20 protein-coding genes and 2 pseudogenes are annotated in these 26,437 nt (G+C 71.9%); 11 read left to right on the forward strand and 11 right to left on the reverse strand.

Going from position 1 to position 26,437, the window contains the following annotated elements:
• Positions 1–30: 30 nt before the first annotated feature.
• On the reverse strand, positions 31–684 hold the full coding sequence (locus ABIH81_RS19115) for a nucleotidyl transferase AbiEii/AbiGii toxin family protein (protein ID WP_349876256.1): 654 nt from the start codon (positions 682–684) through the stop codon (positions 31–33).
• Between the two features lie 2 nt (positions 685–686).
• The gene (locus tag ABIH81_RS19120) at positions 687–1,040 is read right to left on the reverse strand and encodes a hypothetical protein (RefSeq protein WP_349876257.1); all 354 of its coding nucleotides are present in this window, start codon (positions 1,038–1,040) and stop codon (positions 687–689) included.
• A 372-nt stretch (positions 1,041–1,412) separates the two neighbouring features.
• Here ABIH81_RS19120 and ABIH81_RS19125 point away from each other — a divergent pair, with 372 nt between their 5' ends.
• Positions 1,413–4,706, forward strand: coding sequence for a DEAD/DEAH box helicase (locus ABIH81_RS19125; RefSeq protein ID WP_349876259.1), 3,294 nt, complete (start codon positions 1,413–1,415; stop codon positions 4,704–4,706).
• A gap of 728 nt (positions 4,707–5,434) precedes the next feature.
• On the opposite strand, the pseudogene ABIH81_RS19130 reads toward ABIH81_RS19125, so the two are convergent.
• The 7 genes and pseudogenes from ABIH81_RS19130 to ABIH81_RS19160 all read right to left on the reverse strand — a co-directional run.
• Positions 5,435–5,488, reverse strand: a pseudogene (locus tag ABIH81_RS19130) (hypothetical protein); the annotation flags it as partial.
• 322 nt (positions 5,489–5,810) lie between these two features.
• Positions 5,811–6,953 carry an MFS transporter gene (locus tag ABIH81_RS19135; RefSeq protein ID WP_349881155.1) on the reverse strand — a complete coding sequence of 381 codons (1,143 nt, stop codon included), beginning with the start codon at positions 6,951–6,953 and terminating at the stop codon, positions 5,811–5,813.
• Between the two features lie 226 nt (positions 6,954–7,179).
• Positions 7,180–8,373, reverse strand: a complete 1,194-nt coding sequence (locus ABIH81_RS19140; protein WP_349876260.1) for a molybdopterin molybdotransferase MoeA — start codon at positions 8,371–8,373, stop codon at positions 7,180–7,182.
• An 86-nt stretch (positions 8,374–8,459) separates the two neighbouring features.
• Positions 8,460–9,221, reverse strand: coding sequence for a respiratory nitrate reductase subunit gamma (narI, locus tag ABIH81_RS19145; protein WP_135240896.1), 762 nt, complete (start codon positions 9,219–9,221; stop codon positions 8,460–8,462).
• A complete protein-coding gene (gene narJ / locus ABIH81_RS19150; RefSeq protein ID WP_064447297.1) occupies positions 9,218–9,838 on the reverse strand; it encodes a nitrate reductase molybdenum cofactor assembly chaperone in 621 nt (206 codons plus the stop codon). The genes narI and narJ overlap by 4 nt, the downstream gene beginning before the upstream one ends.
• Positions 9,835–11,532, reverse strand: coding sequence for a nitrate reductase subunit beta (narH, locus tag ABIH81_RS19155; protein ID WP_064447298.1), 1,698 nt, complete (start codon positions 11,530–11,532; stop codon positions 9,835–9,837). Before narH ends, narJ begins: the two co-directional genes overlap by 4 nt.
• Entirely contained in the window at positions 11,532–15,197 is a 3,666-nt protein-coding gene (locus ABIH81_RS19160; protein ID WP_349876262.1) for a nitrate reductase subunit alpha, read from the reverse strand. Before ABIH81_RS19160 ends, narH begins: the two co-directional genes overlap by 1 nt.
• 221 nt (positions 15,198–15,418) lie before the next feature.
• On the opposite strand from ABIH81_RS19160, the pseudogene ABIH81_RS19165 reads away from it, so the two are divergent.
• Positions 15,419–15,628: pseudogene (locus ABIH81_RS19165) on the forward strand (hypothetical protein); the annotation flags it as partial.
• Between the two features lie 49 nt (positions 15,629–15,677).
• Here the strand turns inward: ABIH81_RS19165 and ABIH81_RS19170 are convergent.
• Together ABIH81_RS19170 and ABIH81_RS19175 are read right to left on the reverse strand one after the other, a co-directional pair.
• The gene (locus tag ABIH81_RS19170; RefSeq protein WP_013287109.1) at positions 15,678–16,118 is read right to left on the reverse strand and encodes a hemerythrin domain-containing protein; all 441 of its coding nucleotides are present in this window, start codon (positions 16,116–16,118) and stop codon (positions 15,678–15,680) included.
• Positions 16,119–16,247: 129 nt separating this feature from the next.
• Positions 16,248–17,054 carry a DUF2249 domain-containing protein gene (locus ABIH81_RS19175; RefSeq protein ID WP_013287108.1) on the reverse strand — a complete coding sequence of 269 codons (807 nt, stop codon included), beginning with the start codon at positions 17,052–17,054 and terminating at the stop codon, positions 16,248–16,250.
• A gap of 49 nt (positions 17,055–17,103) precedes the next feature.
• Here ABIH81_RS19175 and ABIH81_RS19180 point away from each other — a divergent pair, with 49 nt between their 5' ends.
• The 9 genes from ABIH81_RS19180 to ABIH81_RS19220 all read left to right on the forward strand — a co-directional run bounded on the left by ABIH81_RS19180 (position 17,104) and on the right by ABIH81_RS19220 (position 26,354).
• The gene (locus tag ABIH81_RS19180; protein WP_013287107.1) at positions 17,104–17,811 is read left to right on the forward strand and encodes a helix-turn-helix domain-containing protein; all 708 of its coding nucleotides are present in this window, start codon (positions 17,104–17,106) and stop codon (positions 17,809–17,811) included.
• Positions 17,808–18,935: a hypothetical protein gene (locus tag ABIH81_RS19185; protein ID WP_349876263.1), complete on the forward strand. Its 1,128-nt coding sequence runs from the start codon at positions 17,808–17,810 to the stop codon at positions 18,933–18,935. The genes ABIH81_RS19180 and ABIH81_RS19185 overlap by 4 nt, the downstream gene beginning before the upstream one ends.
• On the forward strand, positions 18,935–20,257 hold the full coding sequence (locus ABIH81_RS19190) for a hypothetical protein (RefSeq protein ID WP_318334669.1): 1,323 nt from the start codon (positions 18,935–18,937) through the stop codon (positions 20,255–20,257). Before ABIH81_RS19185 ends, ABIH81_RS19190 begins: the two co-directional genes overlap by 1 nt.
• A gap of 3 nt (positions 20,258–20,260) precedes the next feature.
• Positions 20,261–21,613, forward strand: a complete 1,353-nt coding sequence (locus ABIH81_RS19195) for a multicopper oxidase domain-containing protein (protein WP_349876264.1) — start codon at positions 20,261–20,263, stop codon at positions 21,611–21,613.
• A 5-nt stretch (positions 21,614–21,618) separates the two neighbouring features.
• On the forward strand, positions 21,619–22,377 hold the full coding sequence (locus ABIH81_RS19200; protein ID WP_128138805.1) for a YwiC-like family protein: 759 nt from the start codon (positions 21,619–21,621) through the stop codon (positions 22,375–22,377).
• A 57-nt stretch (positions 22,378–22,434) separates the two neighbouring features.
• Positions 22,435–22,626 (forward strand): hypothetical protein, encoded by a 192-nt coding sequence (locus tag ABIH81_RS19205; RefSeq protein ID WP_318334667.1) that lies wholly within the window; start codon positions 22,435–22,437, stop codon positions 22,624–22,626.
• A 693-nt stretch (positions 22,627–23,319) separates the two neighbouring features.
• Positions 23,320–23,556 carry a hypothetical protein gene (locus ABIH81_RS19210; RefSeq protein WP_349876265.1) on the forward strand — a complete coding sequence of 79 codons (237 nt, stop codon included), beginning with the start codon at positions 23,320–23,322 and terminating at the stop codon, positions 23,554–23,556.
• 546 nt (positions 23,557–24,102) lie between these two features.
• Complete coding sequence (locus tag ABIH81_RS19215; RefSeq protein ID WP_349876266.1) at positions 24,103–25,962, forward strand: hypothetical protein; 1,860 nt, start codon at positions 24,103–24,105, stop codon at positions 25,960–25,962.
• Positions 25,959–26,354, forward strand: coding sequence for a hypothetical protein (locus ABIH81_RS19220; protein WP_349876267.1), 396 nt, complete (start codon positions 25,959–25,961; stop codon positions 26,352–26,354). Before ABIH81_RS19215 ends, ABIH81_RS19220 begins: the two co-directional genes overlap by 4 nt.
• Positions 26,355–26,437 lie beyond the last annotated feature (83 nt).

A 26,437-nucleotide genomic window follows, 5' to 3' on the forward strand; every position in this document is an offset into this window, starting at 1 on the left:
GGTACATCACACCAGGACGCCCGCGAGGACCTAGGGCAGGTCGGCGGTGAGTTCTTCGCGCCACTGTGCGAAGCGTTTGCGCATCTCGCTGATGTGGGCGGGGTGGGCGCCGTAGGCGGCGAAACGTCGGTCCGGGTAGCGCTCCAGCATGCCGAACAGGTCCGCCAGGATGCGCCGGTCGAATCCCGCGTCGGATTGTTCGGCCAGCTCGCACAGCCGTGTCCGGGTGTAGCGGCCGGTCATGAGGGCCGCGTCGATGTCCAGGAAGTCTCGGGGCTCGGCGCGCGTGTACAGGGCGGACATCTTGCCCGCGACGACGTCGTCGGCGTGCAGCACCGGCCCGACGTCCATCATCACCGGCGGCAACGCACGCCAGTTGGCCGCCAGTTCGACCTTGTACGGGTGCCCAGGTTGAGCGGGATCGGTGACCGCGAGCCGGGCGAAGGTGTCGAACTGCTGCGTCACCTCGACGGAATACCCGCCGGCGCGGTAGCCGTCGACTACCGCGTCCACTGCTGCGGCGAACTCGCCACGACGCTCCCACGCCGTGAACAGGTCGATGTCCTCGCTCGGGCGGTCGAGGATGCCGTGGGCCTGTACGGCGTAGCCACCGGCCAACGCGAACCCGTAGCGGGCAGCGACCCGCAGCCCGATCTCGGCCAAGCGAAGGTGAACTTGATCCACTTCTACCCGGCCAGCGTCTGCGGCGGCGTGGTCAGCTCGGGAAAGCGTGCCTGCCACAACGCCCGCAGCCGGGCCGGGAGCCACAAGGTGGGCCACAAACGGCGCAAAGTCGGGCCGTGCAACCATCGGCGCAAGTCGTCGACCGAATTCGCCTGGTTCAGCACCGTCTGGTACATCAGCTGCAGATCACCGGCGTCGTCCAGGTCATAGGTGCTGTCGCCGGACCAGTCCAGCCACCGATCGAGCGTCACCACACCGCGAACCGGACCGCGCAGGTCGGACAGGGAGGCGGCGACCACGAAATGCCGCTGGTCCACATACCGCGACCCAGGCGGTGCACCATTGCCGCTGGCCATGTCTCTACCTCCTGCCCCGATCGTACGTGTGAGCGGCGTCGCCGGCTGGCACGACATCGACCTGCCGGCCATCTGATCTCCCGGGCTCGGCCTGCGGCCTGACGGTCATCGCCAAGGACGAACTGCCCGACTGCCGATCACCACACGGGCGGCCGGGCGCCTGCCAGATGACCGCTTACCCGGGGACCGGACTGCCGCCCGCGCGGGTTCGACTTCTCGCGCTGGCCGTCGGCAGCCTCCGGTCGGCCATCCCGGGCTGCGGCCCGTTGGTGCCCGAGCCGACGTGGCGGACGGACCGGGTGGCGCTGGGCACTGCTCACCTTGCGGAAGGATACGCTCGCGGCTGCCCGGGCCAGATGTGTGGAGGTGACCTTGGCACGGCTGCTGCTGACCGAGGACGAGGAGTCCGTGCGCGTGGCGGTGGGTACACGGTTGTTCGTCCAGGCGCGGGCCCACCTCAATCGCGGCGAGCTGGTCGACGTGCAGTGGGATCCGCAGGCCGGGCACGCTCATGCCCGGCTCCGTGGCGACCCGTCTGGCACGGTGACCGCCATCACGTCCACCGATCCGAGTGGCGACATCACGGCGGTGCAGGGATCGTGTAGGTGCGGTGACGATCCGGGCTGCGCCCATCCGGCAGCGTTGATCCTCGCCGTCCTGTCGGCCCGAGGTGTGCCCCGCCCGCGGGCCGTGGCGCCACCGCCGGCGTGGGAGACCGCGCTGTCCCCGCTGGTCGGTACGGCGCCCGAGCCTTCCGCCGATCCGAAGTCGGACCGGGCCGGCGTCGGGCTGCAGTTCGATCTCGTCGCGGCTGCCGGGCAGGCCGGCGCGGTATCCTCGTGGCGGATCGCCCTGCGCCCTGTGGTGCCAGGTCGCAGCGGGTGGGTGCGGTCGGGGATTAACTGGTCGAATCTCAGCTACGCCTGGTACGGGCAGCCGAGGCGGGTGCAGCAGCACTGGCAGCTCCTCAAGGAGATCCTGGCGCTGTCCACGGCAGCCGAGGACCGGCACTACTACAGCGGCTACCAGCAGACGATCTACCTCGACGCGTTCGCGAGCCGGCGGATCTGGGACCTGCTCAGCGAGGCTCAGGAGACCGGGTTGCCGATGATGCAGGCCGGAAAGACCGCCGGGCCTGTCGTCGTGTACCGGGAACCGGCGCGGGTGTCAATACGGGTCGACCGGACCAGTGACGGCCTGCTACTCGTACCAACCTTGCTGGCCGACGGCATGCTGGTCGCCCCGAATTCGTCCCTGCTGGTGGGCCAGCCGGTCCACGGCGTCGCCTGGTGGGGCGTGCGGGGCCAGGATGCCCCGCGGCCAAGGGACAGGGTGCTGCGGCTCGCGCCGCTGGCGCGGCCGCTGGAGCCGGGCTTCATCGCCATGCTAACAAAGCCGGCGATCCAGGTTCCCGCCGACGACGAGGCACGGTTCTTTCAGCAGTACTATCCGAGTCTGCTACGGCAGGCGGAAGTGGCCGCGGTGGATCCGTCGGTGCGGTTGCCCGATCTCGGGGCGGCTGCGTTGACGTTGACGGTGAACCGCATGGCCGGGCATCGGCTCTCGCTGAGATGGGAGTGGGTGCTGCCGGTCGGTGACCGCCATCATCGGGAGCCGCTGTGGGCGCCCGCACCCGTCGCCCACGCCGCCGACCGGCAGAAGGTGGTGCGGCGGGTGACCGAAATGGTCGCCGACCCGGCGCTGGGCCTGCTGGAGTCAACGCCTGCGGGGCCTCAGCTGGCGGCCACCGCCGACGTGGCCGGCGACGCGATGATCCGGTTCCTGAACGACATCCTGCCCCCGCTGACCGACATCGACGGAGTCGATATCGTCACGCAGCTCGACGACGCGGGCCCCGCCTACCAGGAGACGCTGCAGGCCCCGGTCATCACGTTCGCCAGCGCAGACACCAGCGGGCAGCCGGACTGGTACGACCTGTCGGTACAGGTGACGGTCGGCGGTGAGCAGGTGCCGTTCGACGAGCTCTTCGTCGCGCTCGCCGCAGATCAGCAGTACCTCATCCTGCCCACCGGCACGTACTTCAGCCTCGACCGTGCCGAGTTCCGCCAACTGCGCGACCTGATCGCCGAGTCCCGCGCCCTGGACGACCCGCCGCCCGGGGTGCTGCGGGTCGGGCGCTTCCAGGCCGGGCTGTGGCAGGAGTTGGCCGAGCTCGGCGAGGTCACCGGCCAGGCAGCCGCCTGGCAGGAGGCGGTGCGCTCACTGTCCGACGCGGGCAACCGCGTCGAACATCCGATCCCATCGGGGCTGAAGGCCACGCTACGGCCGTACCAGCAGGACGGGTTCCGGTGGCTGGCCGCCCTGCACGAGCACCGACTCGGCGGGGTCCTCGCCGACGACATGGGCCTGGGCAAGACCCTGCAGGCATTGGCCCTGATCTGTCACGTCCGGGCGACCGGCGGTCCACGGGCGCCGTTCCTGGTGGTCGCCCCTGCCAGCGTCGTGCACAACTGGGCGAGCGAAGCGAGCCGGTTCGCACCAGACCTCGTGGTCGCCACCATCACCCAGACCCGCGCGCGTCGCAACGCGACCCTCGCCGACGCGGTGCGCGGTGCGGATCTGGTGGTCACCTCCTACACCCTGTTCCGACTCGAGTTCGAAGACTACGAGGCCCTCGACTGGGCCGGGCTGATCCTCGACGAGGCCCAGTTCGTTAAGAACCCCCACTCCCAGGGATACCGCTGCGCGAAGCAACTCCCGGCACCGTTCAAGCTCGCCATCACTGGCACGCCGATGGAGAACAACCTCCTCGAACTGTGGTCGCTGCTGTCCATCACCGCGCCTGGCCTGTTCCCCCGCGCGGACCGGTTCACTGATCACTACCGCAACCCGATCGAGAAGGCCCACGACCCCGAACGGCTCGCCCAGCTACGACGGCGGATCCGGCCGCTGATGCTGCGCCGCCGCAAACCCGACGTGGCCGCCGACCTGCCGGACAAGCAGGAACAGGTCATCGAGCTGGACCTCAACCCGAAACATCGCAAGGTGTACCAGACCTACCTGCAGCGGGAGCGGCAGAAGGTGCTCGGCCTGCTCGGCGACCTGCAGCAGCACCGGTTCGAGATCTTCCGGTCACTGACCCTGCTGCGGCAGGCCAGCCTCGACGTCACCCTGGTCGACCCGAAACACCGTGCTGTGCCATCAACAAAACTGGACGTGCTGGCCGAGCAGGTCAGCGATCTCGTCGCCGAAGGCCACCGGACTCTGGTGTTCAGCCAGTTCACCCGCTTCCTGGACGCCGCCAGGCAGCGGATGGAAGCAGCGGGCATCCGCTGCTGCTACCTCGACGGCGCCACCCGCGACCGGGCGACAGTGCTCGCCGAGTTCAAGAACGGTACGGCACCGGTGTTCCTAATCAGCCTCAAGGCCGGCGGTTTCGGGCTGAACCTGACCGAGGCCGACTACTGCATCCTGCTCGACCCCTGGTGGAACCCCGCCACCGAGGCGCAGGCCGTGGACCGCGTGCACCGCATCGGGCAGACCCGCAACGTGATGGTGTACCGCCTAGTCGCCAAGGACACGATCGAGGAGAAAGTGATGGCGCTCAAGGCCCGCAAGGCCGAACTGTTCGGAAGCGTCCTCGACGGCGGTGATTTCGCCTCCGCGCAGCTGACCGCCGCCGACATCCGAGACCTGCTCGAGTAGTGCACCTCGCGGCAGCCCTCACGCCGCTCGCGGCGGGCCGACCGGGGTGAGGGCCGCAGCGAGCAGCGATGATGACCACCCCGGCCAGCGGCTGCTTCTCCACAGTGCCCGTTGACTGCTATAGGATTACGGCATGAGCACCCATGCTGAGCATGGGTGCCGTGAATTTGTGTACGAATCCCCCCTCGGACACGAACCATTACCCCACGGTGCGCGTTGAGATCTACTTCAGCGCGCACCGTTTGCGTTTCCGGCTGGTAGTTCAGCCGGAGTCCGAGTTGCCGGTAGACCTCGGGTTTGTCGGCGGGGTCGGCGTCGCGGAGCACGGTGGTGATGTCGCCGAGCGCGTTCACCAGGGCCGTGATCTCTGCTCGGCTCAGCCGGCGCGGGGTGGCTCCCGCGATGGCCCGAAGTTCGGCTTCCGCGCGGGTGCGTTCGGCCTGGGTTTGGGCGATCCAGTCGGTGACCACTGCTGGGTCAGCGCCGGCGTCGAGGGCGGCGCGGTAGCGCTCAAGCTTGGCGTCGCACTTGGTGATGATCGCTTGGGCTGCGGTGCCCGTTGTAGGCGGATGGTCCAGGGGTTGGGCGTCGGCCATCGCGGTGATCGTCTGCGCGATGCGGTGGGGCGCGAAGGCGGAGGCCAGCCAGGAGTCGAGCGGGTCGGTGAGCGCGTCCTCGCGCAGGTACACGTTGCGGGGATGGGGGATCTGGTTGGCGAGGGCGTACTCCTGCGGGAAGCGGCAGCGGTAGTAGGCGTCGCCGTGGTTGTACTGGCCCTGCATGCGACGGTCGCAGGCGGCGCAGTAGATGAGGCCGCGAGAGACGTACGGGTTGCGGGTGCGCTGCCGCACGTGTTGTCCACCGGTTTCCCGGCCCTGCTGTGCAGGAGGGCTTGGGCCTGCTCGAAGGTCGCGTCGTCGATGAGTGGTTCGTGGGTGATGTCCTTGGAGACCACCCTCTTGTCGTGGGGTTGCAGCGCATGATGCCGGTGTGGGCCATGGCCACGTCGTCGACGACCCGGGTCACACCGTTCATTCGACGGACCCGGCCCTGACGAAGCGGTCAGTGGCCAGACCCGGCACCGGTCAGCCCGCACCGAGACCGTCAACCGGCGAGGCGGGCCAGGCCTCCCATCTTTACCGCGGTGAACACCGCGGCGGCCAGCGCCACGTCGGAGAGCAGCATCAGCCCGATGGCGTAGGAGCCCTGCGACCCGTACACCCAGCCCATGACCAGAGGTGGCACGAACCCGCCGAGCCCGCCGGCGGCCCCGACCAGCCCGGTGACCGCGCCCACCTGGTCGGCGGGGGCGACCTTGCCGACCAAGGCGAACACCGCGCCGCTGGCTGCGCCGAGCAGCACCGCCATGCCGAGCAGCGCGACCGTGGCGACCGGCATCAGGGCCGGCTGGAAGGCCTGCACGACGGCGAACCCGGCCACCCCGGCGAAGCACCACACCAGCACCGGCACGGGGTGCAGCCGGTCGGAGAGCCAGCCGCCCGCCGGGCGGGCCAGCACGGCGAGCACGACGAACCCGGCGGTCCGCAGCGCACCGTCCGCGGCGTCGAGCCCGTAGGCGGTGCGCAGGTACGCCGGCAGGTACACGCTGAAGGCCACGAACCCGCCGAACCCGACCGCGTACAGGAAGCACAGCTGCCAGGTGACGGTCAGCCGGGCGACGCCGGCGAGCCGCTGCCAGGCCGACCCGGTGGGCCGGGCCGGGCCCGGCGCGTCGCGCAGCAGCAAGAACGACAGCACCGCGTACGCCGCCAGGATCGCCGCGACCAGCAGGAACGGGGCCCGCTCCCCGTAGGTGTCGGCCAGCCGGACGGTGGTGAAGTTGGCGATCGCGGTGCCACCCATGCCGACACCGAACACGCCGATGGCGAAGCCGCGCCGGGCCGGCGGATACCAGCCGGACACCAGCGGGACGCCGACGGCGAAGGCGGTGCCGCCGATGCCGAGGAAGAAGCCGGTCACGATCAGCGCCGGGTAGGAGGAGACCGTGGTGAGGGTCAGCACCGGCACGATGGTGACGACGGTGACCAGCGGGAAGACTACCCGGGCCCCGTACCGGTCGGTGAGCGCGCCGACCGGGATGCGGCCCAGCGAGCCCACGATCACCGGCACCGCGACGAGCAGGGACTGCGCGGCGAAGCCGAGCCCCAGCCGTTCCTTGATGCCGGGGCCCAGCGGACCGAGCAGGGCCCATGCCCAGAAGTTCACCAGGAAGCCGAGGGTGGCCATGGCTAGCTGGAGGGCGGCGCCGGAGGTGGCCTCGGGACGCCCGACCGGGGCGGTGGACCCGGCTTGGTCACGGATGCTGGTCATCGTTCAACTCCGTCAGGATTGTCGTGCTGCTGTCGCGGCGTCAAAGGGGAATGCGGCGGTCCGCTTCACCGGTACGAGCCTCGCTCGAGCCAACCCACCCCGGCAGGGCCGGAAGACCCGGCCAGGAGGACGTCCCCACCTGTCACGGCAGGGTGAGCAGACCGACCGGGGTGCCGGGACGCCAACCGGGCGGCACCACGGCCAGCGCGTCGGCGTCCGCCGCCGCGCCCAGGTATCCCGGGTGCGCCCCGTCGACCAGCCGCACGCCCCGCGCGCCGCGCCGGACCGGCACGATCCGGGTGTTCCGCTCGTCGAGGCGCAACGGATCGGTGAGGACGGCGGTGTCCAGATCGGCCGGCGGCCGTCCGGCCAGCCCGGTGAGCAGCGGGTCGATCAGGGTGAGCGCGGCGACCAGCGCCGCGTACGGGTTGCCCGGCAGGCCGACGATCCACTGGGCCCCGGCCTGGGCCAGGACCTGTGGGTGCCCGGGCCGGCACCGCACCCCGTCCACGTGCGCCACGGCCCCGAGGTGCCGCAGCGACGCGTGCAGCCCGTCCGCCGGGCCGACGGAGGACGCCCCGCAGACGACCGTCACGTCTGCTTCTCGCGTGCTGTCCGCGATCGCCTCGGCGAACCAGTCGGGCTGGTCGCCGACCATCCGAGGACCCAGGAGGTCCGCTCCCCAGGCGGACAGCAGCGGGGTCAGCATCGGGCCGATCGCGTCCCGGACCCTGCCCCACGGGGGACGGCCGGCGTGGATCACCTCGTCGCCGCTGATCACCAGGCGGGCCCGGGGTCGGGCCCGGACGGTGAGGTGGTCGAGGCCGACGCTCGCGGCCAGCCCCAGCACCGCCGGCGTGACCGGCGAACCCGTCGGCACCAGTTCCTGACCGCGGGCGGCGTACTCGCCCGCGCTCCGGATGTGCCGACGGTCGCCCGGCACCGCCCGCAGGACGTCACCGATCCGGTCGGCGATCTCGTAGGGCACGACCCGGTCCGCCCGGGCCGGGACGGGAGCGCCGGTGGCCACCTCTACGGCGGTCCCCTCGACCAGGGGCGCGACGGCGTGGGTGCGACCGGCCAGGATCCGGCCGGCCACCCGCCACGGGCCCGGACCGCGCACCGCGTATCCGTCCATCGCGGAGTTGTCGAACCCGGGCACCGGGACCGCCGCGACCAGTGGCGCCGCGAGGGTCCGGCCGGCGGCGGAGGCCAGCGGTACCGACTCCGCGGGCAGGGGAGCGGGGAGCCGGTGGGCCAGCGCCCGCGCCGCGGCCCACTCCGTCGCGGGTCGGGACGAATGGTGACTGTCGGTGTGGTGCGGTGCGATGGTCACCGGTGGTTCCTCCCTGCCGGGACGTCGGGCTGCCCGTTCGCCGGAGGCAGCCGGTGGCGGTCTCCGGGCGGTCGAGGCGGCGGTGGTCACCGGCGCGAGCGGGTCCGACCGCCGCGCGGGGTGGGCAGCCGGGGCGGCCCCTCCCATCCGGGGCGGGTCGGCCGCAGTCCGGGCCGGTCGTCGCGGCTGCGATAGACGACGTAGGGTCGGGTGGCGTAGCCGACCGGGGCGCTGAACGCATGGACGAGGCGGGTGAACGGCCAGAACGCGAAGAGCGCGAAGGCGGCCAGGATGTGGATCTGGAAGCCCACCGGGACGTCGGCCATGATCCCCGGATCCGGGCGGAGGTAGAACAGCGACCGGAACCACGGGGAGATGGTCTCCCGGTAGTCGTAGCCGGGGCCGGCGACGTTGGCCCGCACCGTGGCCCAGAGGCCCAGCACGATCACCCCCGCCAGCACCACGTACATCGCCTTGTCGTTGCGGGTGGTGGCGGCGAAGACCGGCCCGGTCAACCGGCGGCGGGCGATCAGGATGCCCAGCCCGATCAGGGTGCAGAAGCCGGCTACCGTGCCGATGAACACGGCCATGAGGTGGTAGGTGTGCTCGGTGACGCCGACCGCCTCGGTCCAGGACTTCGGGACCAACAGGCCACCGATGTGTCCGATCAGGACCATCAGTACTCCGAAGTGGAACAGTGGGCTGCCCCACCGCAGGATGCTGCTCTCGTAGAGCTGGGAGGATCGGGTCGTCCAGCCGAACTTGTCGTAGCGGTGGCGCCAGATCAGGCCGCCGACGAGGATCGCGATCGACAGGTACGGGTACACCACCCACAGCAGGATGTTCATCGGCGTCCTCCAGTCGTGTCGACCAGTCCGAATGGTTCGAGTCCGACCTGCTCCACCGGCGGCCCGATGCGGGCCAGCCGGGCGGCGGCGGCGATGTCCCCGGGCTGGGCGGGCGGCAGCATCTCCCGGACGGCGGCGACGGCCTGCCGGTACACCGACTTCTCCCGCGCCAGCGCCTCGACCAGCAGGTCGAGGCCGACGCGGTTCTCCCGCAGCAGCCGCCACCCGTCGTCGTCGGCGGCGGCCAGGTCGAGGACAGCGGGCAGGAAGTCGGGCAGCTCGCCGTCGACGACGGTCAGTCCGGCCGCCTTGTACGCGGCGGCGAAGTCGACCAGCGCCTCACCCCGGCGACGGGTGTCGCCGCAGGTGTAGTAGGTCAGGTGCAGGCAGCAGCGGCGCCGGAAGTCGAACACCTCCACGTAGGCGGTCCGCAGGTCGACCGGCGCGTCGGCTTCCCGGTGGGCGACCACCTCGCGCAGCGGCCGGGCGACCTCGGCCGGCAGGCCGTCGAGCGCGGCCCGCACGGTGGGCAGCGCGGCGAGGACCTCCTCTTCGGGATAGCGCAGCAGCAGGGACGCCGCGCGGGCGGCCACCGCCCGCCAGGTCGGCTGGCTCACCGGTTACCTCCGTCGACGGGTGCGGATTCGTGGCTGCGGGGCGGGAAGAGACCCTTCGGGCTGCCCTTGCCGTCCCAGTTGAGCAGGTTGACCCGGCGGGGTTCGTCGCCCGGATCGGTGAAGCCCTCCGCGGTCTGCCGGTCGCGCAGCATGTGGAAGGTCTCCACCTGGACCGGCATCGGCGTGCCGGAGGACTCCCCGAAGGGCCCCTGGCCGTACGGGCCGCCGCCGCCCATCCCGGGGCCGCCCTCGTAATCGAGGCTGCACTCGGTGGCGATCTTCTCCAGCCGGTGCGCGTCCTCGGCGTGCGCGGCGGGGATGACGTACCGCTGCTCGTACTTGGCGATGGCGAGCAGCCGGTACATCTCGTCCATCTCCGCGCCGGTCATGCCGACCGCGGCGGCGATGGACTCGTCGCGCTCCTCGCCCAGGTTGATCCGGCGCTGGTAGGCGCGCATCGCGGCGAGCCGGTTCAGCACCCCGCGCACCGGCTCCGGGTCGCCGGCGGTGAAGAGCTCGGCGAGGTACTCCACCGGGATGCGCAGCGCGTCGATGGCCCCGAAGAGGTTGCCGGCCTCCTCCGCGTCGTGGCCGGTCTCGCGCAGCGCGTCGGCCACCGGCGACAGCGGCGGGATGTACCAGACCATCGGCATGGTCCGGTACTCCGGGTGCAGCGGCAGCGCCACCTCGTAGCGCATGATCAGGTCCCAGATCGGCGAGCGCTGCGCGGCGTCGATCCAGTCGTCCGGGATGCCGACCTCGCGGGCGGCGGCGACCACGGCCGGGTCGTGCGGGTCGAGGAAGACCGACCGCTGCGCGTCGTACAGGTCGTGTTCGTCGGCGATGGCGGCGGCCTCGGCGACGCGGTCGGCGTCGTAGAGCATCAGCCCGAGGTAGCGCAGCCGCCCCACGCAGGTCTCGGAGCAGATGGTGGGCTGGCCGATCTCGATGCGCGGGAAGCAGAAGGTGCACTTCTCGGCCTTGCCGGTGCGGTGGTTGAAGTAGACCTTCTTGTAGGGGCAGCCGGTCACGCACATCCGCCAGCCCCGGCAGCGGTCCTGGTCGACCAGCACGATGCCGTCCTCGGCCCGCTTGTAGATCGCCCCCGACGGGCAGGAGGCCGCGCAGGACGGGTTGAGGCAGTGCTCGCAGATGCGCGGCAGGAAGAACATGAAGGTCTTCTCGAACTCCTGCTTCACCTGGCCGGAGACCTTCGCCAGCACCGGGTCACCGGCGGCGATCTCGTTGCCGCCGGCGAGCGAGTCGTCCCAGTTGGCGCTCCAGGTGATCTTCGTATCCTGGCCGGTGAGCAGCGACTTCGGCCGGGCCACCGGGGTGTCCTCGCCGGCCGGCGCGTTGATCAGGTGCTCGTAGTCGTACGTCCACGGCTCGTAGTAGTCCTGCATGGATGGCAGCTTCGGGTTGGCGAAGATGCTGAACATCTTCTTCACCCGGCCACCGGAGCGTGGCTTGAGCTTGCCGGAGCGGGTCCGCACCCAGCCGCCCTGCCAGCGCTCCTGGTTCTCGTAGGTGCGCGGGTAGCCCTGCCCGGGGCGGGTCTCCACGTTGTTGAACCAGACGTACTCGACGCCGGAGCGGTTGGTCCACGCCTGCTTGCAGGTGACCGAGCAGGTGTGGCAGCCGATGCACTTGTCGAGGTTCATCACCATCGCCATCTGTGCCATGACCCGCATCAGTACTGCACCTCCTGGGAGCGGCGGCGGATCACGGTGACCTCGTCGCGTTGGTTGCCGGTCGGGCCGAGGTAGTTGAACGCGAAGGACAGCTGCGCGTACCCGCCGATGAGGTGGGTGGGCTTGACCAGCAGCCGGGTCAGCGAGTTGTGGATGCCGCCGCGCCGGCCGTTGGTCTCCGACTTGGGCACGTCGATCACCCGTTCCTGGGCGTGGTACATGTAGACCGTGCCCTCGGGCATCTTGTGCGTCACCACGGCCCGGCAGACCACCACGCCGTTGCGGTTGACCGCCTCGATCCACTCGTTGTCCCGGACGCCGATCTTCGCCGCGTCGGCCTCGCTCATCCACATCGTCGGTCCGCCCCGGGACAGCGTGAGCATGATCAGGTTGTCCTGGTACTCGGAGTGGATGGACCATTTCGAGTGCGGGGTGAGGTAGCGGACGGTGATCTCCAGCTCCCCGTTGCGGCCGAGTCGCGGTTCGCCGAAGAGCTTGTGCATGTCCAACGGCGGCCGGTAGATCGGCAGCGCCTCGCCGGCCTCGTGCATCCAGTCGTGGTCGAGGAAGAAGTGCTGCCGGCCGGTGAGCGTGTGCCAGGGCTTGAGCCGCTCGGTGTTGATGGTGAACGGGGAGTAGCGGCGGCCGCCGTGCTCGCTGCCCGACCACTCCGGGCTGGTGATCACCGGCACCGGGCGGGACTGGGTGTCGGCGAAGGTGATCTGCTTGCCCTCGTGCTCGGCCGCCAGGTCCGCCAGGCGTACCCCGGTGCGCTTCTCCACGTCCCGGAAGCCCGCGGTGGCGACCCGCCCGTTGGTGGTGCCCGACAGCGCCAGGATCGCCTCGCAGGCGTGCGTGTCCTTCGCCAGCGACGGCCGCCCGTCCGCGGCGCCGCCGCGCACCTCACCGTTCTTGTGGCGCAGATACTCGACCTCCGGCCGCACGTCGACCGAGAAGCCCTTGCCGGTGGTGCCGAGGGTGTCCATCAGCGGCCCGAGCGCGGCCATCTTGTCGGCGATCGCGCCGTAGTCCCTCTCGACCACCACCAGTTTCGGCATGGTCCGGCCCGGCACCGGGGTCTCCCTGGTCGCCGCCCAGTCGCGGACCCGGCCGTGCGGGGTCGCCATCGCGTCCGGGGTGTCGTGCAGCAGCGGCGCCGCGACCAGGTCCTTGCGTACGCCCAGCCGCGGCCCGGCGAGCGTGGAGAACGCCTTCGCGATGCCGTGGAAGGCGTCGAAGTCGGTCCGGGTCTGCCACGGCGGGTTGATCGCCGGGGTGAAGGCGTGCACGAACGGGTGCATGTCGGTACTGCTCAGGTCGTGCTTCTCGTACCAGGTGGCGGCGGGCAGCACGATGTCGGAGAAGAGCGTCGTGGAGGTCATCCGGAAGTCCAGGCTCAGCAGCAGGTCGAGCTTGCCCTCCGGGGCCTCCTCCCGCCAGGTCACGTCCTTGGGCCGCAACTCCTCCGGCGCCTCCTCGGCGCGCAGGTTCGCGTCGGTGCCGAGCAGGTGCCGCAGGAAGTACTCGTTGCCCTTGGCCGACGAGCCGAGCAGGTTGGCCCGCCAGACGGTCAGCACCCGTGGCCAGTTCTCCGGCGCGTCCGGGTCGGTGCAGGCGAACTTCACGTCGCCCTCGCCGAGCCGCTCGGCCACCCAGCCCGTCGGGTCGTCCGGCCGGGCGGCGAGGGCCTCGTCGGCCAGGTCGAGCGGGCTGCGGTCGAAGGTGGGCATCGACGGCATCCACCCCGAGCGGGCCGACTGGGCCAGCAGGTCCATGGTGTGCTTGCCGGCGAACGCGCCGGTGCCGGTGGGGGAGGAGACCACGTCGGCGGAGTAGGTGTCGTAGCGCCACTGGTCGGTGTGCACGTACCAGAAGGCGGTGCCGATCATCTGCCGGGGCGGGCGGACCCAGTCCAGGCCGAACGCGAGCTGCGCCCAGCCGGTCGTCGGGCGGCACTTCTCCTGCCCCACGTAGTGCGCCCAGCCGCCGCCGTTGACCCCCTGGCAGCCGGTGAGGGTGACCAGCGCCAGGATCGCCCGGTAGGTGGCGTCGGAGTGGAACCAGTGGTTCGTGCCGGCGCCGAGCAGGATCATCGACCGTCCGCCGGAGCGGTCCGCGTTGTCGGCGAACTCCCGCGCGACCCGGGCCACCTGCGCCGCCGGCACCCCGGTGACCGGCTCCTGCCATGCCGGCGTGTACGGCGCCTCGACGTCGTCGTACCCGGTCGGCCACTGGCCCGGCAGGCCGTCGCGGCCCACCCCGTACTGGGCCAGCACCAGGTCGAAGACGCTGGTCACCAACTGGCCCCGCACCGTGCGGGTCGGCACGCCCCGGCGCAGCGCCTGCGGGGTGTCGGTGTCGAACCGAGGCAGCTCCACCTCCACCGCGTCGCCCGCCCCGAGGCAGGTCAGCGCCGGCTCCAGGTCGCCCAGGTCCAGGTTCCACTGGCCCTGCTGCTCGCCCCAACGGTGGCCGAGGCTGCCCCGCGGCACGGCGGGAGCGTCGGTGGCCGAGTCCCAGAGCACCGTCCGGAAGGCCGCCTCCTTGTCCGTCTCGCCCAGGTCGTCGGCGGTGAGGAACTTGCCCGGCCGGTACGCCCCGTCGGCACCCGGCTCCAGGGTGACCAGGAACGGCAGGTCGGTGAACCTGCGGACGTAGTCGACGAAGCGTGGGGTGCGCCGGTCGACGAAGAACTCCTTGAGGATGACGTGCCCCATCGCCATCGCCAGGGCGCCGTCGGTGCCCGGCTGGGCGGGCATCCACTCGTCGGCGAACTTGACGTTGTCGGCGAAGTCGGGGCTGACCACCACGACCTTCTGCCCCCGGTAGCGCGCCTCGGCCATCCAGTGTGCGTCCGGCGTGCGGGTCACCGGGACGTTGGAGCCCCACATGACGAAGTAGGAGGCGTCCCACCAGTCCCCGGACTCGGGCACGTCGGTCTGGTCGCCGAAGACCTGCGGGGAGGCCACCGGCAGGTCGGCGTACCAGTCGTAGAACGACAGCATCGAGCCGCCGAGCAGGGACAGGAACCGGGCGCCGACGGCGTGCGACACCATCGACATGGCCGGGATGGGGGAGAAGCCGGCGACCCGGTCCGGGCCGTACTCGGCGATCGCGTGCACGTGCGCGGCGGCGACCATCTCCTGCGCCTCGTCCCAGGTGATCCGCACCAGGCCGCCCTTGCCGCGGGCCTTCTGGTAGCGGCGGCGTCGTTCCGGGTCGGCCTGGATGTCCGCCCACGCGGCAACCGGATCACCGAGGCGGCCCCTGGCCTCCCGGTACATCTCCACCAGCACGCCCCGCGCGTACGGGTAGCGCACCCGGGTGGGGGAGTAGGTGTACCAGGAGAAGGCGGCACCCCGGGGGCAGCCCCGAGGCTCGTACTCCGGCCGGTCCGGTCCGACGCTCGGGTAGTCGGTCTGCTGCTGCTCCCAGGTGATGATGCCGTCCTTGACGTACACCTTCCAGGAGCACGAGCCGGTGCAGTTCACCCCGTGCGTGGAGCGCACCACCTTGTCGTAGGACCAGCGGTCCCGGTAGAAGGCGTCCGCCTCCCGGCCGCCGATCTGGTGCAATGTCCGGCCGTCGGCGGAGACCTCGGCCCGGCGTACGAGGCCGCCCACGGCCAGCAGCGCCCGCCCCGCACTATCGGTGGCTCGCGACATACGCCTCATTCCTTCGATAGATGGCCGTACTGCCCCACGTTCTCGACAGATGCGCCGGAGTGCAACCCCGAGCGAGGGCGTCCTGGCCATGGTGCCGACGTACAACCTCGGGAAACCGGGCCGAAGGTCCCGAGATCATCGGCTTTGTACCTGCGGGTCCGTGGCGGGACTTCGGGCCCGGTCGGGCGGTCACCGGCGGCGGCACGGAGCGGGGCCCGGCCGTCTCGGTGTCACCGTCCGGGACGCCCACCCTCACCCGCGAGGCGCTCGCCGGGCAGGTTCGGGACCGGGGGCCACTGTGGAGCGTGCTCTTCCTGGTGCCGGCCGGGTGGGGCCGCGCTGGGCGGCCGCGACGCGGGCAGACCGAGGACGTGCTCGACGCTCTCTACGACCTCGGCGAGACCGTGCCGGTCAAGACCACCGAGGCGCACCGCCGGTGGCCGCGGGGCGGCGTCGGCAGCGGCCGACATCCGGGCCGCCTCACCTGGCTGCTGCCTCCGCCGGGGTGATCCGGTCCCAGGCCGGGATCGGCAGCGCGATCACCGCGGCCGGGAAGAGACCGTGCTCCTCGTTGTCGATGTGCCGGTGGAGCCGGTCCAGGGCGGCCAGCACTGCGGGCCAGTCCGGGTCGGCCCGGTCGACGCCGCCGAGCACGCCGTGGATGTCGTCGTGCTCCGCGCAGAGCTTCGCCACCGCCCCGGCCAGGCTGCCCTCGGCCCGCAGCTCCACGAAGAGGCCGTCCTCCTCAGTGGAGGTGTGCGGCATCAGCAGCGCCAGCAGCGCGTCCAGCGCCACCAGGGCGTCCGGGCCGGAGGCCCGCACCGCGCCGCGCAGCCGGCCGGCCGCGTTCGCGATCGCCTCGTGCTCGGCCGAGAGCCGGCCGATCAGCGGGAACTCCCGACAGCCGCAGTAGTTGCACACTTCGTCTCCTGACCACGAGGGTGGGCGACTCCATCGTGCGCACCGGCAACCTCCGTCAGCAGGGCCGGACGGCCCGGTACGCCGGGACGGCGGGCCCTGATCCCCACCGCCCTGGCACCGACAGACTGCTCAGACCGTCACCGGCCGGCGGGAGAGCCGGATCTGCCACACGTCCGGCCCGTCCTGCAGCCACTCGCTGGTCATGCCGTCGCCGTAGCGGGCTGCGACCTCGGCCAGCAGCGGGCGGGGTGCGTGCGGGGCGACCAGCACCAGCGCTCCACCGGCCGGCAGCGCCTCCAGCGCCGCCAGCACCCGCGCGTGGCGCTGGTCGTGCGGGAGCTGCCGGACGTCCAGCCGGGGATCGATGGTGAGGGTCGGGGCCGGCGCGTCGGCCGGTGCCCGGTCACCACCGCAGCCGCAGCCACCCCCGCCGCAACCGCCGCCATTCGAGCTTTCCGAGGAGCCGAGCAGATCGTGCATCCCCTCCAGCAACTTCGCCAGCGAGACGTCGGCCGCGTCCACCAGCAGCGGGACGACCAGGTCGTTCTCCTTGGCCAGGTGGACGGCGAAGAGCGCGGCGAGGGCGCGCGCGGTGCCGGCGAGGCGTACCGGCCGGTTGCCGGTCTCCAGCTCGGCGACCAGGCCGGTGATCGCCTGGTGCTCGTCGAGCATACCCCGGACCAGCAGCGCACCCTCGGCCCGCTCACCGGCGGCGGCGTAGAGGGAATCCTCCTCGGCGTGCGCGTGCGGCAGCAGTTCGTCGCGGAGCCATCGGAGCAGTTCGTCACGGTGCCGGAGCGCCCCGGCGGCGTCACCCTGGTCGGCCGCGGTCAGCAGGTTTCCGACGTGCCGGTCGAGGTCGGCGGCGAGCTGGGCGTGGTGCCGGACGACGGCCTGCGCGGCCTCGCGGTCGGCCGGGGAGCGTGAGGCGGACATGGAACCCTCCAGGGTTTTGCGGTTGAACGACGTTGTAACGTTATCTAACGTGGAAACCCCGAGAACAGGGCCGGTCGGCGAGACCATCGACCCGCAGCGCCACCGGGCTCTCGGCACCGCCAGCCGGGCCTCGATCCTGGAGCTCGTGCGCGCCGCCGGCGCCGGCATGACGATCGCCGAGGTGGGGGAGCGGACGGGCCTGCACCTGTCCACCGCCCGCGCCCACCTCGACCGCCTGGTCGACGCAGGACTGCTGGTCAAGGCGCGGGCCAGTGGGGGCCAGCCCGGACGGCCGGCGTGGCGCTACCGGGTGGCCGTCGCGGAGGCCCCGGCCCCCGCGCCGTACCGGGCACTCGCCGCCGCACTGCTCGACCACCTGTCGCGGCGGGGCCACGGAGACGTCCGGGCGGAGGCCACCCGCGCCGGCCAGGACTGGGGACGCCATCTCGCCGCCGCCACCCCGCCCGGCAGGGAGCCGGTCGATACGCTGCTCGACGTCCTGCGCGGGCTGGGCTTCAGTCCCCGCCGACACCGGACGGCCGACGGGGCGACCGAGATCCACCTGCACACCTGTCCCTTCCTGGAGCTGGTCAACCGCAACCCCGACGCGATCTGCGCCCTGCACGTCGGCGTGGTCCGCGGCACGCTCGAACACGCCGGTGCCTCACCGGCCGGCGCCGTGCTCGAACCCTTCGGCGCACCCGACGCCTGCGTGGTGCGGCTGGCCCTGCCGAATATCACCGAAGAGCCGGCATGAACCCACGGCCGGTCGCCGTACAGTGGCGGCTCCCCGTCCTCGCGGCGGGCGGCTTCGCCCTGGTGAGCGGTCTCTACGCCGCCCTGCTGCTGCTCGGACTGCCGGTGCCCGCGCCTCACGTCCCGCTGGAGCAGGTGCACGGCCCGCTGATGGTGCTGGGCTTCGTCGGCACCCTGGTGGCGCTGGAACGCGCGGTGGCCCTCGGCACCCGGTGGGCCCTGCTCGCGCCCGCCTGCTCCGGCGCCGGGGCGGTGCTGCTGGTGCTGACCGGGCCGAGCCTGCCCGGCCGGCTGCTGCTCGTGCTCGCCTCGGTGCTGCTGCTGCTGATCTACCAGCGGCTGTGGTGGCGGCAGCCCGGCCCGGCGCTGCTGGCCCAGGTCACCGGCGCGCTGAGCTGGTACGCCGCCACCCTCCTCTGGCTCGCCGGCCTCAGCGTGCCGGAGATCGTGCCCTGGCTGGCCACCTTCGTGGTGGCCACCATCGCCGGGGAGCGTCTGGAACTCGCTCACCTCACGCTGCCCCGGCACGGCGTCGGCTGGTTCCTCGCCGCCCTCGGCATGCTGACCGCCGGCGCCACCGCCACCGCGCTCTGGCCGGCCGTCGGGGCGTACCTCTTCGGGGTCGGCCTGCTCGCGACGGTGGCCTGGCTGGTGGTCTGCGACGTCGCCCGCCGCACGGTGCGCGCCGTCGGCCTGCCCCGCTACGTCGCGGTCGGCCTGCTCACCGGGTACGCCTGGCTGGCGCTGGCCGGCCTGCTGTGGGCCGGCGCCGGGCCGGTCACCGGCGGCTCCCGTTACGACGCCGCCCTGCACCTGGTCTTCCTGGGCTTCACCATGTCGATGATCTTCGCGCACGCTCCGGTGATCCTGCCGGCGGTGCTTCGCCGCCCACTGCCCTACGGACCGTGGCTGTACGCCCCGCTCGCCCTGCTGCACACCACCCTGACGATCCGGGTCCTGGTCGGCGACGTGCTCGGCGTGCCGGCCGGGTGGCGCTGGGGCGGCGTCGGCAACGTCCTGGCGGTGCTCGGTTTCGTCGGCGGAGTGGTGGCCGCGTTGGTCCGCGCCGCCCGGCGGCGGACCCGGACGGCGGTCGTCCCGCCGGTCGTGCCGGCGGTGCGGTGATGGCCGGCACCCGCGGCGACTCCGCCCCGACCGCGTCCTCGGGCCCGGGGGCCGGGCCGACCGTCTCGGCAGTCGCGTCGGCCGGTCCCGCCGCCCCGGCCCTCGGCCCGGTGACCGCTCCGGCCGTGGCGGCGGGCCTTGGGCGGGCCGGTTGGCACCGTCGGGTCGCTGCGCTGCCGTTGGCCTACCTGGCCGGGCTGGTCGTGCTCGCCTTCGTCCATCCGTTCCTCCCGGCGTGGCGCTGGACGGCCATCCACCTGCTGCTGCTCGGTGCGGTCAGCAACGCCGTCGTGGTGTGGAGCGCCCACTTCGCCGCCGCCGTGCTGCGTGCCCCCGCCCCGGACCGCCGCCGCGCCGAGGCGGCCCGGCTGGCCGCGCTCAACGTGGGCGTGCTGGCGGTCCTGACCGGCGGCACGGCCGACCGCCCCTGGCTGGGCGTGGCGGGCGCTACGCTGGTCTTCGTCGCGGTGACCGCCCACCTCGTCGCGCTCACCCGCCGGCTGCGCCGCGCCCTGCCGGCCCGGTTCTCCGTCACGGTGCGCTACTACCTGGCGGCGACCGTGGCCCTGCTCGCCGGCGTGCCGGTCGGCGCCGGGATGCTGGTGATCGACGACCCGCTGCGCCCCCGGCTGCTGCTGTTCCACGCGCACGTGAACCTGCTCGGTTGGGTGACGCTGACCGTCCTCGGGACGCTGCTGACACTCTGGCCCACCGTGCTGCGTACCCGGATGGCCGACGGTGCGGTCCGCGCCGCCACCGTCGCGCTGCCGGTGGCGACGACCGGACTGGTCCTGCTGGGCGTCGGCCTGCTCGCCTGGTGGCGGCTGGTCGCCGCGGCCGGGCTGAGCCTGTTCGCCCTCGGCGCGCTGATCGCCCTGCGCCCCGCGCTGGCCGTCGCGCGCACCCGCCCCCCGTACGCGTTCGCGTCCTGGTCGCTCGCCGCGGCCGGCGGCTGGCTGATGGTCGCTCTCGCCGTGGACGCCGCGACGCTGCTGCCCGCTGCGGACCCGGCCGGCGCGGCCGACCGCTTCGGTGCGGTGCTGCTCCCGCTGCTGGTCGGCTTCGTCGCCCAGGTCCTCGTCGGAGCCCTGACCCACCTGCTGCCCGTGGTGCTCGGCGGCGGACCCGCGCCGGTGCGCCGCCGCGCCGCCCTGCTGGAGCGGCGCGGCCCGCAGCGCGTCGCGATGACCAACGCCGCCCTGCTGGTCCTCGTCCTGCCCACCCCGCTGTTCGTCCGCCTCACCACCTCACTGCTGGTCCTCGCCGCGCTGGTGCAGTTCCTCGTGCCGGCCGTGCGGGTCCTGCTCACCGCCCGGAGGTAACCCGTGTCCGCGCGCACCGACGCCCCCGTGCCCCGCCCGCTCGGCGGAGCAGCCGCGGGTCTCGCCCTCGTCCTCGTCGCCGTCCTCGTCGGGGTCGCCGCCCAACGCGTCTCCGGTGACGTACCCGCCCCCGCCGCCGCCACCGCCGTCACCCCGACCGGGCACACCACCACGGTCACCGTGGTCGCCGACGGCATGCGTTTCCACCCCGACCGGATCGACGTGCCCCGGGGTGATCGACTGGTCATCGAGCTGACCAACCGGGACAACCGCCGCCACGACCTCGTCCTGGCCTCCGGGGCGAGGACACCGCTGCTGACGCGGGGCGGCGACGCCCGGCTGGACGCCGGCGTGATCGGGGCGACGGTGGAGGGCTGGTGCTCCCTGCCCGCCCACCGGCAGGCCGGCATGACACTGCGGATCGTCCCGACGGGGGCCACGGTGGCCGCTCCGACAGGGACGGCCGCGGCGACGGAGGGGGCGAGGCCGCGCCTCGATGCCATGGCCGACCCTGGCGCGGCCTTCGTCGCCCGGGACGCCACCGCTCCGCCCGTGCCGCCCGGCCGGCTGCACCGGCGTGAGCTGCACGTCCGGGAAGTCGTCCAGGAGGTCGCGCCCGGGGTACGGCAGCGGCTGTGGACCTTCGACGGAACCGTGCCCGGCCCGGTGTTGCGCGGCCGGGTCGGCGACACCTTCGAGATCACCCTGGTCAACGACGGCACCCTGGACCACGGCATCGACTTCCACGCCGGTGCCGTCGCCCCGGACGAGGTGATGCGCCCGATCGACCCCGGGCAGCGGCTGACCTACCGGTTCACCGCGACCCGTGCCGGCATCTGGATGTACCACTGCTCGACGATGCCGATGCTGCACCACATCGGCAACGGGATGTACGGTGCGGTCATCGTCGACCCGCCCGACCTGCCCCGCGTCGATCGCGAGTACGTGCTCGTCCAGTCCGAGTTCTACCTCGGCCCGGACGGCGAGCCCGGCGACCTGGCCGCGATGCAGGCGGAGCGCCCCGACGCCGTCGTCTTCAACGGCTACCCCGCCCAGTACGCGCACCGTCCGCTGCCCGCCCGGGCCGGTGAACGGGTCCGGGTCTGGCTGCTCGACGCCGGCCCCAACCGAGACAGCTCGTTCCACATCGTCGGCGCCCAGTTCGACACCGTCTACCGGGAGGGGCACTGGGAGAACCGGCCGACCGACCCCGGCGGAGCCCAGGTGCTGTCCCTCACCCCGGCCGGCGGCGGCTTCGTGGAGACGGTCTTCCCCGCAGCCGGGCACTACCCGTTCGTCAGCCACGCCATGGTCGACGCCGAGCGCGGCGCCCGTGGCCTGTTCGAGGTCCGGTGACCACCATGAACACCGCTGTCGTAGCCGACCGCCCGGTAACGCGCCGCCGCCGCGTGCGCCAGTTCGTCCCACCCCAGCACGGCGCGTGGGCGATGCTCCTGCTGCCGTACACCGTGGGGGTGGCCTTGGCCGGCCCGCGCTGGCCGCACCTGCCGCTGCTCGGCGCCTGGCTGACCGGCTACCTGCTGTCGTATTACGCTTTCCAGGCGATCAAGAGCCGTCGGCCGAGCCGCTTCACCCCCCAGCTGCTGGTGTACGGCCTGCTGGCGGCGCCGCTCGCGGCGACTGTAGCGCTCGCCCGGCCCGCTGTCCTCTGGTACGCCCCGGGCTACGCCGCGCTGCTGGCGGTCAACGCCGGATACGCCTGGCATCGCCGGGAACGGGCACTGCTCAACGACTTGGCCTCGGTGGGGCAGAGCTGCCTGCTGGTCTTCGTCGCGGCGACCATCGCCGGTGTGTCCGTCACCCGGGTCACCCCGGCCTTCGCAGTGCTCCTGCTCTACTTGTTCGGCACTGTCCTCTATGTCAAGACGATGATCCGGCAACGCGGTGACAGTCGCTTCCTCCGTCTCTCCATCGGATACCACGCGCTCGGCCTGGCCGCCGTGGTCTGGCTGCTGGATGTGCTGCTCGGTCCGGTCTTCCTGCTGCTCCTGCTCCGGGCCGCGCTGCTGCCGGCACGCCGACTGCGCCCTGTGCAGGTCGGGATGATCGAGATCGGGTGCTGCCTGGTCGTTCTGGCCGGGGTGCTTGCGACGCTCTGACCGGCGCGCCCCCGTCCTCCGGAGTAGATGTTGTCGGGCAGCACGCTGAACGGGATCTTGACCTCGATCCGGTTACCGGTGTACGGCTCGCTGGTCACGACCGAGGCGATCTGGACGCCCGGCGAGCAGTTTCGCCAGCGCGTCGATGAACTGGCCCGTTGGCTCGTCACGTGCTGCCTCCTGCTCGACCCGCAGCGGATCGTGCTGGTCGGCAGGGTGGCGACCGAAGCCCAGCCGGCGGTGGTCTGAGCGGTACGCGGGGCGCGGCTAACCGGCGCCGACGCCAGCCAAGGCCGCTCGGGCAAGCGGCCACGATGTCTGACGAACGACCTGTAGGACGCCCGTTCCAGCCTGGCTGCAGCAACCCGGTCACGGGCCCGGGATTGGGGGAGCAGGTTGGGAGCAACAGGGTGCACTGAACGGCCCTCAACCGCACCGAACGGCACCCAACGGTGCGCAACTGCACCCACCCCTGCCTGCGGCTTCTCGTTTCCGCAGGTCAAAGTCCGTGCGGCGTCCTGCTTCACACCGAAGAGGTCACTGGTTCGATCCCAGTATCGCCCACCGTAGATGTATGCAGGTCAGGAGCCCGTTACCGGAATCACTGGTAACGGGCTTCTTCGCTGTCGCCCCTTAAATTGGGAGCAGATTGGGAGCACGGCGCTCCCGCCTATGGTTGCCTGGCTCCCATACGGCCCTCGGCGGGCGTTCGTCGGCGTCCGCTCGCTCGGATCGATCGGTTGGTGAACTCCACTCGCGACCGGCTTGAACGCATTGCCGCGGCCCGCAGCGACTGGAGTCCCCGCAGCTGGCCGGAGCGCCCCCACGTGCGTGAGGAGGACGTGCGGGTCGCCGGTCATAGCAGCTCGAACGGCGGAGCACCCCACGTGCGTGGGGAGGAGGAACGCCAAGGGCCGGCGCTAGACATGTCGCGCACCGCCCTTGGCCGTCAACGCCTTGCCCCACAAGGCAACGCGGCAGCACTTCCCGGCACCCGCCCGAAAAAGCGGCGACGCGGTCATCGAGATCGCCGTCATCGCCGCGCACACCGGCGCGGCCCTGCTCGACACGTTGGTCAATCCCGGCATGCCGATCCAGCCGGGCGCGCAAGCGATCCACGCATCACCGGCGACGACGTTGCCGACGCGCCGCGGTGAGCCGAGGTGGTCCTGCGGCTGATCGAGGTCATCGCCAACCGGTAGGTGCTGTGCTACAAGGCCTTCACTAGGCAAGCCATCTATCGGGAGCGTCGTTGTCGGGATCCGCTCGGGGTTTCCGCGCCGGATCGCTACGCCGTGGGCCCGTTGATTCTGTGAACTCGGACGGCCGGGCGGGGTGCTTGCCCCTCGGCGGCGCAAAGTAGTCGGTGGTTCAACAACGAGGTCCGGGCCTGATGTCGAGGTGCCCCACACCGACGGCGCCCGCAAGGTCGCATTTATCGCGGCATCGACATGTCTGGTACCTTAGCTCTCGCAACAGCCGCATCATCTCCTGTTGATCCAGTTCGACCGCTGCCCGCAAGGGACCCGGCCGGACCAAGGCTCCACTCGTCCCAGCTCGGCGAGTGTCCTGAAGGACCTCCACGCGATGATCGCGGGCCACACACCCAGGACGGCCACAGACGGCCGGTTGGGGCAGGTGGGGACGGACCGAGCCCGGCCCTTACCGAGCCTGACGCCACGGCGGTGTCAGGTGCACCGAAGGAGCCCGGAAAAGGAGCTCAGCGTGTCCGTCAACCTGACGAACCCCGACGACTTCGGGGACTCTCCCTCCACCGTCTCCCACCGCGTCATCGGTGAGCGGATCCGCCCGCCCGCGTCGCAAGCCGTGTACGACAAGGCCATCACCGCAGGCATCGAGGCCGGCCTGACCAGCGAGACCGCGACGCTGCTCGCGTACGCCTCTCCGGACGTGCAGCAGTTGCGCCGTGCGCTGCGGGAAAAGAAGACCCAGCGCTTCGGCACCGAGGTGTTCACCTACATCGAGACCGACATCTTCATGTGGCACGTGATGTCGAGCCCGGACAACATCCGGTTCGAGGGTGAGCACGCGCACGGCGACATCAACATGCCCCGGTTCGGGTCCGTCAACGGCCAGGCGCTGCTGACGTTCGAGATGAACTCGACCGCGCTGATCGAGGCGATGGGTCCGCAGATCGCCGACATGGCCGAGCACAACCCGCACATCCAGTCGATCAAGGACCGGGGGATTGAGACGCCCGGCTGGCTCAGCTTCCTGCGGCTGACCACCGAGCTCGGCGACGTCACCCGGTTCGAGACGACCGACGGGTACGGCCGCAGCGTCGGCTCCCACCGCGGCCTGCGGCTGATGTTCAAGGACGTCGCGTTCAACCTGCTGCCCAAGTCGCGGCAGGCCACCGCCCTGCACCATCAAATCGCGAAATGGGCCATCTCCGACGACGCCAGCGACGTCGAGGCTGAGAAGGTCCGCTGCGCCATCATGCCGAACGCGCGGATCATCATCGCCTGCAACAGCGAGCCGTTCCACCTCGCGCGGCGGCACTTCGTCGCGCACCTACACATGGCGCCGCCCATGCCGTTCTCCCTGGCGACGAACCTGAACGCCAAGGCGAACGCCGCTGTCGACAAGCTGCACGCCAAGGACCTGCTGCCGAGCGTCGCCGGCCTGAGTCCCGAGCAGGTCCGCGACATCCTCGACGGCACCTGGCGTGCTCACGACCTGCTACCCGACGAGATCGCCGTCCTCGCCTGCTCCGCCCTCAACCCGCACCAGAACACCCGCCAGGCCCGCGCGGTCAACGAGGCGATCACCGACCTGACCGGCGTCGCGCCGCGGCTGGAGGACCGGTCCATGATCGCGGCCGAGGTCGCCCTGCGCGGCCTGCCGAACGACCCGCGCCTGACCCGCCGCCGGTCCGCGCTCGAGCGGGCGTGGCGCCTGGCGGACCTGCGCACCGTCACCCTCACCCGCACAGACCCGCTGCAGCTGCTCGCGACGGCGCTGGTCGACCTGGTCCAGCGGACCGACAAGCGCAGCGCTGCGCGGGCTGAGCTGGCCACCCTCGCGTCCTACCACATGGTAGCCGGCCAGAACCAGCTGCTGGAGCGCTCCGAGCACGGCGCGACCGAGGGCGCGACCGAGCCGACGAAGATTATCGCCGCGCTCGGGCGCACCGACCTCGGCCTGCGGCAGCTGTGCCAGATTGTCCTGGACGGCCGGGCTGGCCGGGCGCCGCAGCGCCTGCCGGAGCGCACCGACCCGGTCGACAAGCCGATCGGGGGCGCAGATCCGCTGACTCCGCAGATTCTGCGCGACATCGCCGACCAGCCGACCCCCGGCGTCGCGGTCCTGATGCCCGAGGAGCAGTACGCGATGGCGCTCACCGGCTTCGAGTCGGCCTTGGACCGGCTGCACACCGCCGCGGTCGCGGTCGCCGAGGTCAAGGGCACTGACGGCGAGCCGCTCGCCGAGACCCGCGGTTACGACCAGACCCAGGCGATGGAGCTGTTCAGCGAGGTCACCGAGATGATCGCCGACTGGCGCGCGGCTGCCCGCAAGGCCGCCCGTCGCCGCCAGCGGATGACCGAGGACGGTGACCGGTGATCCGCCATCGCCTCGACGCGCCCTCCTACCAGCTCGCCTGTGACCTTGCCGGGGCCGGCTTGCTGCGCCGGCTTCCCGCCGCGGAGACCGTCCTGCGCGTCCTGACCGTCGGGGTCTGGGACAACTACACCGCCGGGGTGTACCTGGCCGCCGACCGGGACAACAGGATCCGGTATGTCGGCAGCGCCATCCGCTCCGGCTCGGACCCGGTCAGCGACCGGATCGGCGAGCACATGCGCTGCGGCCGGGCCGACGAGTGGACCCGGCTGATGCTCGTGCCGCTGCGCGCGGACCTCAGCGTCGACCGGGTCCGCCGGATCGAGGGGGCTATCGGCCGAGTCCTGCGTCCGATGGACAACCACCGCCTGCCGACCCTGAGCGGCAGGCCCTGACCGGTAACGACGGCATAGCCCGGCACCCTTATCGGGGTGCCGGGCTCTGGTCGACCGAACGGCCGATCAGTCCGCGGCCGGAG

This window comes from Micromonospora sp. HUAS YX12 (genome assembly GCF_040215685.1).
Classification (GTDB): domain Bacteria; phylum Actinomycetota; class Actinomycetes; order Mycobacteriales; family Micromonosporaceae; genus Micromonospora; species Micromonospora tulbaghiae.

What these genes read in the sequence shown, in the direction of transcription:
- ABIH81_RS19120 (WP_349876257.1), bottom strand. Translation starts at nt 1,040, where the DNA reads ATGGCCAGCGGCAATGGTGCACCGCCTGGGTCGCGGTATGTGGACCAG.
- ABIH81_RS19190 (WP_318334669.1), top strand. Translation starts at nt 18,935, where the DNA reads ATGGCCGGCACCCGCGGCGACTCCGCCCCGACCGCGTCCTCGGGCCCG.
- ABIH81_RS19175 (WP_013287108.1), bottom strand. Translation starts at nt 17,054, where the DNA reads ATGTCCGCCTCACGCTCCCCGGCCGACCGCGAGGCCGCGCAGGCCGTC.
- ABIH81_RS19200 (WP_128138805.1), top strand. Translation starts at nt 21,619, where the DNA reads ATGAACACCGCTGTCGTAGCCGACCGCCCGGTAACGCGCCGCCGCCGC.
- narI (WP_135240896.1), bottom strand. Translation starts at nt 9,221, where the DNA reads ATGAACATCCTGCTGTGGGTGGTGTACCCGTACCTGTCGATCGCGATC.
- ABIH81_RS19160 (WP_349876262.1), bottom strand. Translation starts at nt 15,197, where the DNA reads ATGTCGCGAGCCACCGATAGTGCGGGGCGGGCGCTGCTGGCCGTGGGC.
- ABIH81_RS19185 (WP_349876263.1), top strand. Translation starts at nt 17,808, where the DNA reads ATGAACCCACGGCCGGTCGCCGTACAGTGGCGGCTCCCCGTCCTCGCG.
- ABIH81_RS19135 (WP_349881155.1), bottom strand. Translation starts at nt 6,953, where the DNA reads ATGGCCACCCTCGGCTTCCTGGTGAACTTCTGGGCATGGGCCCTGCTC.
- narH (WP_064447298.1), bottom strand. Translation starts at nt 11,532, where the DNA reads ATGCGGGTCATGGCACAGATGGCGATGGTGATGAACCTCGACAAGTGC.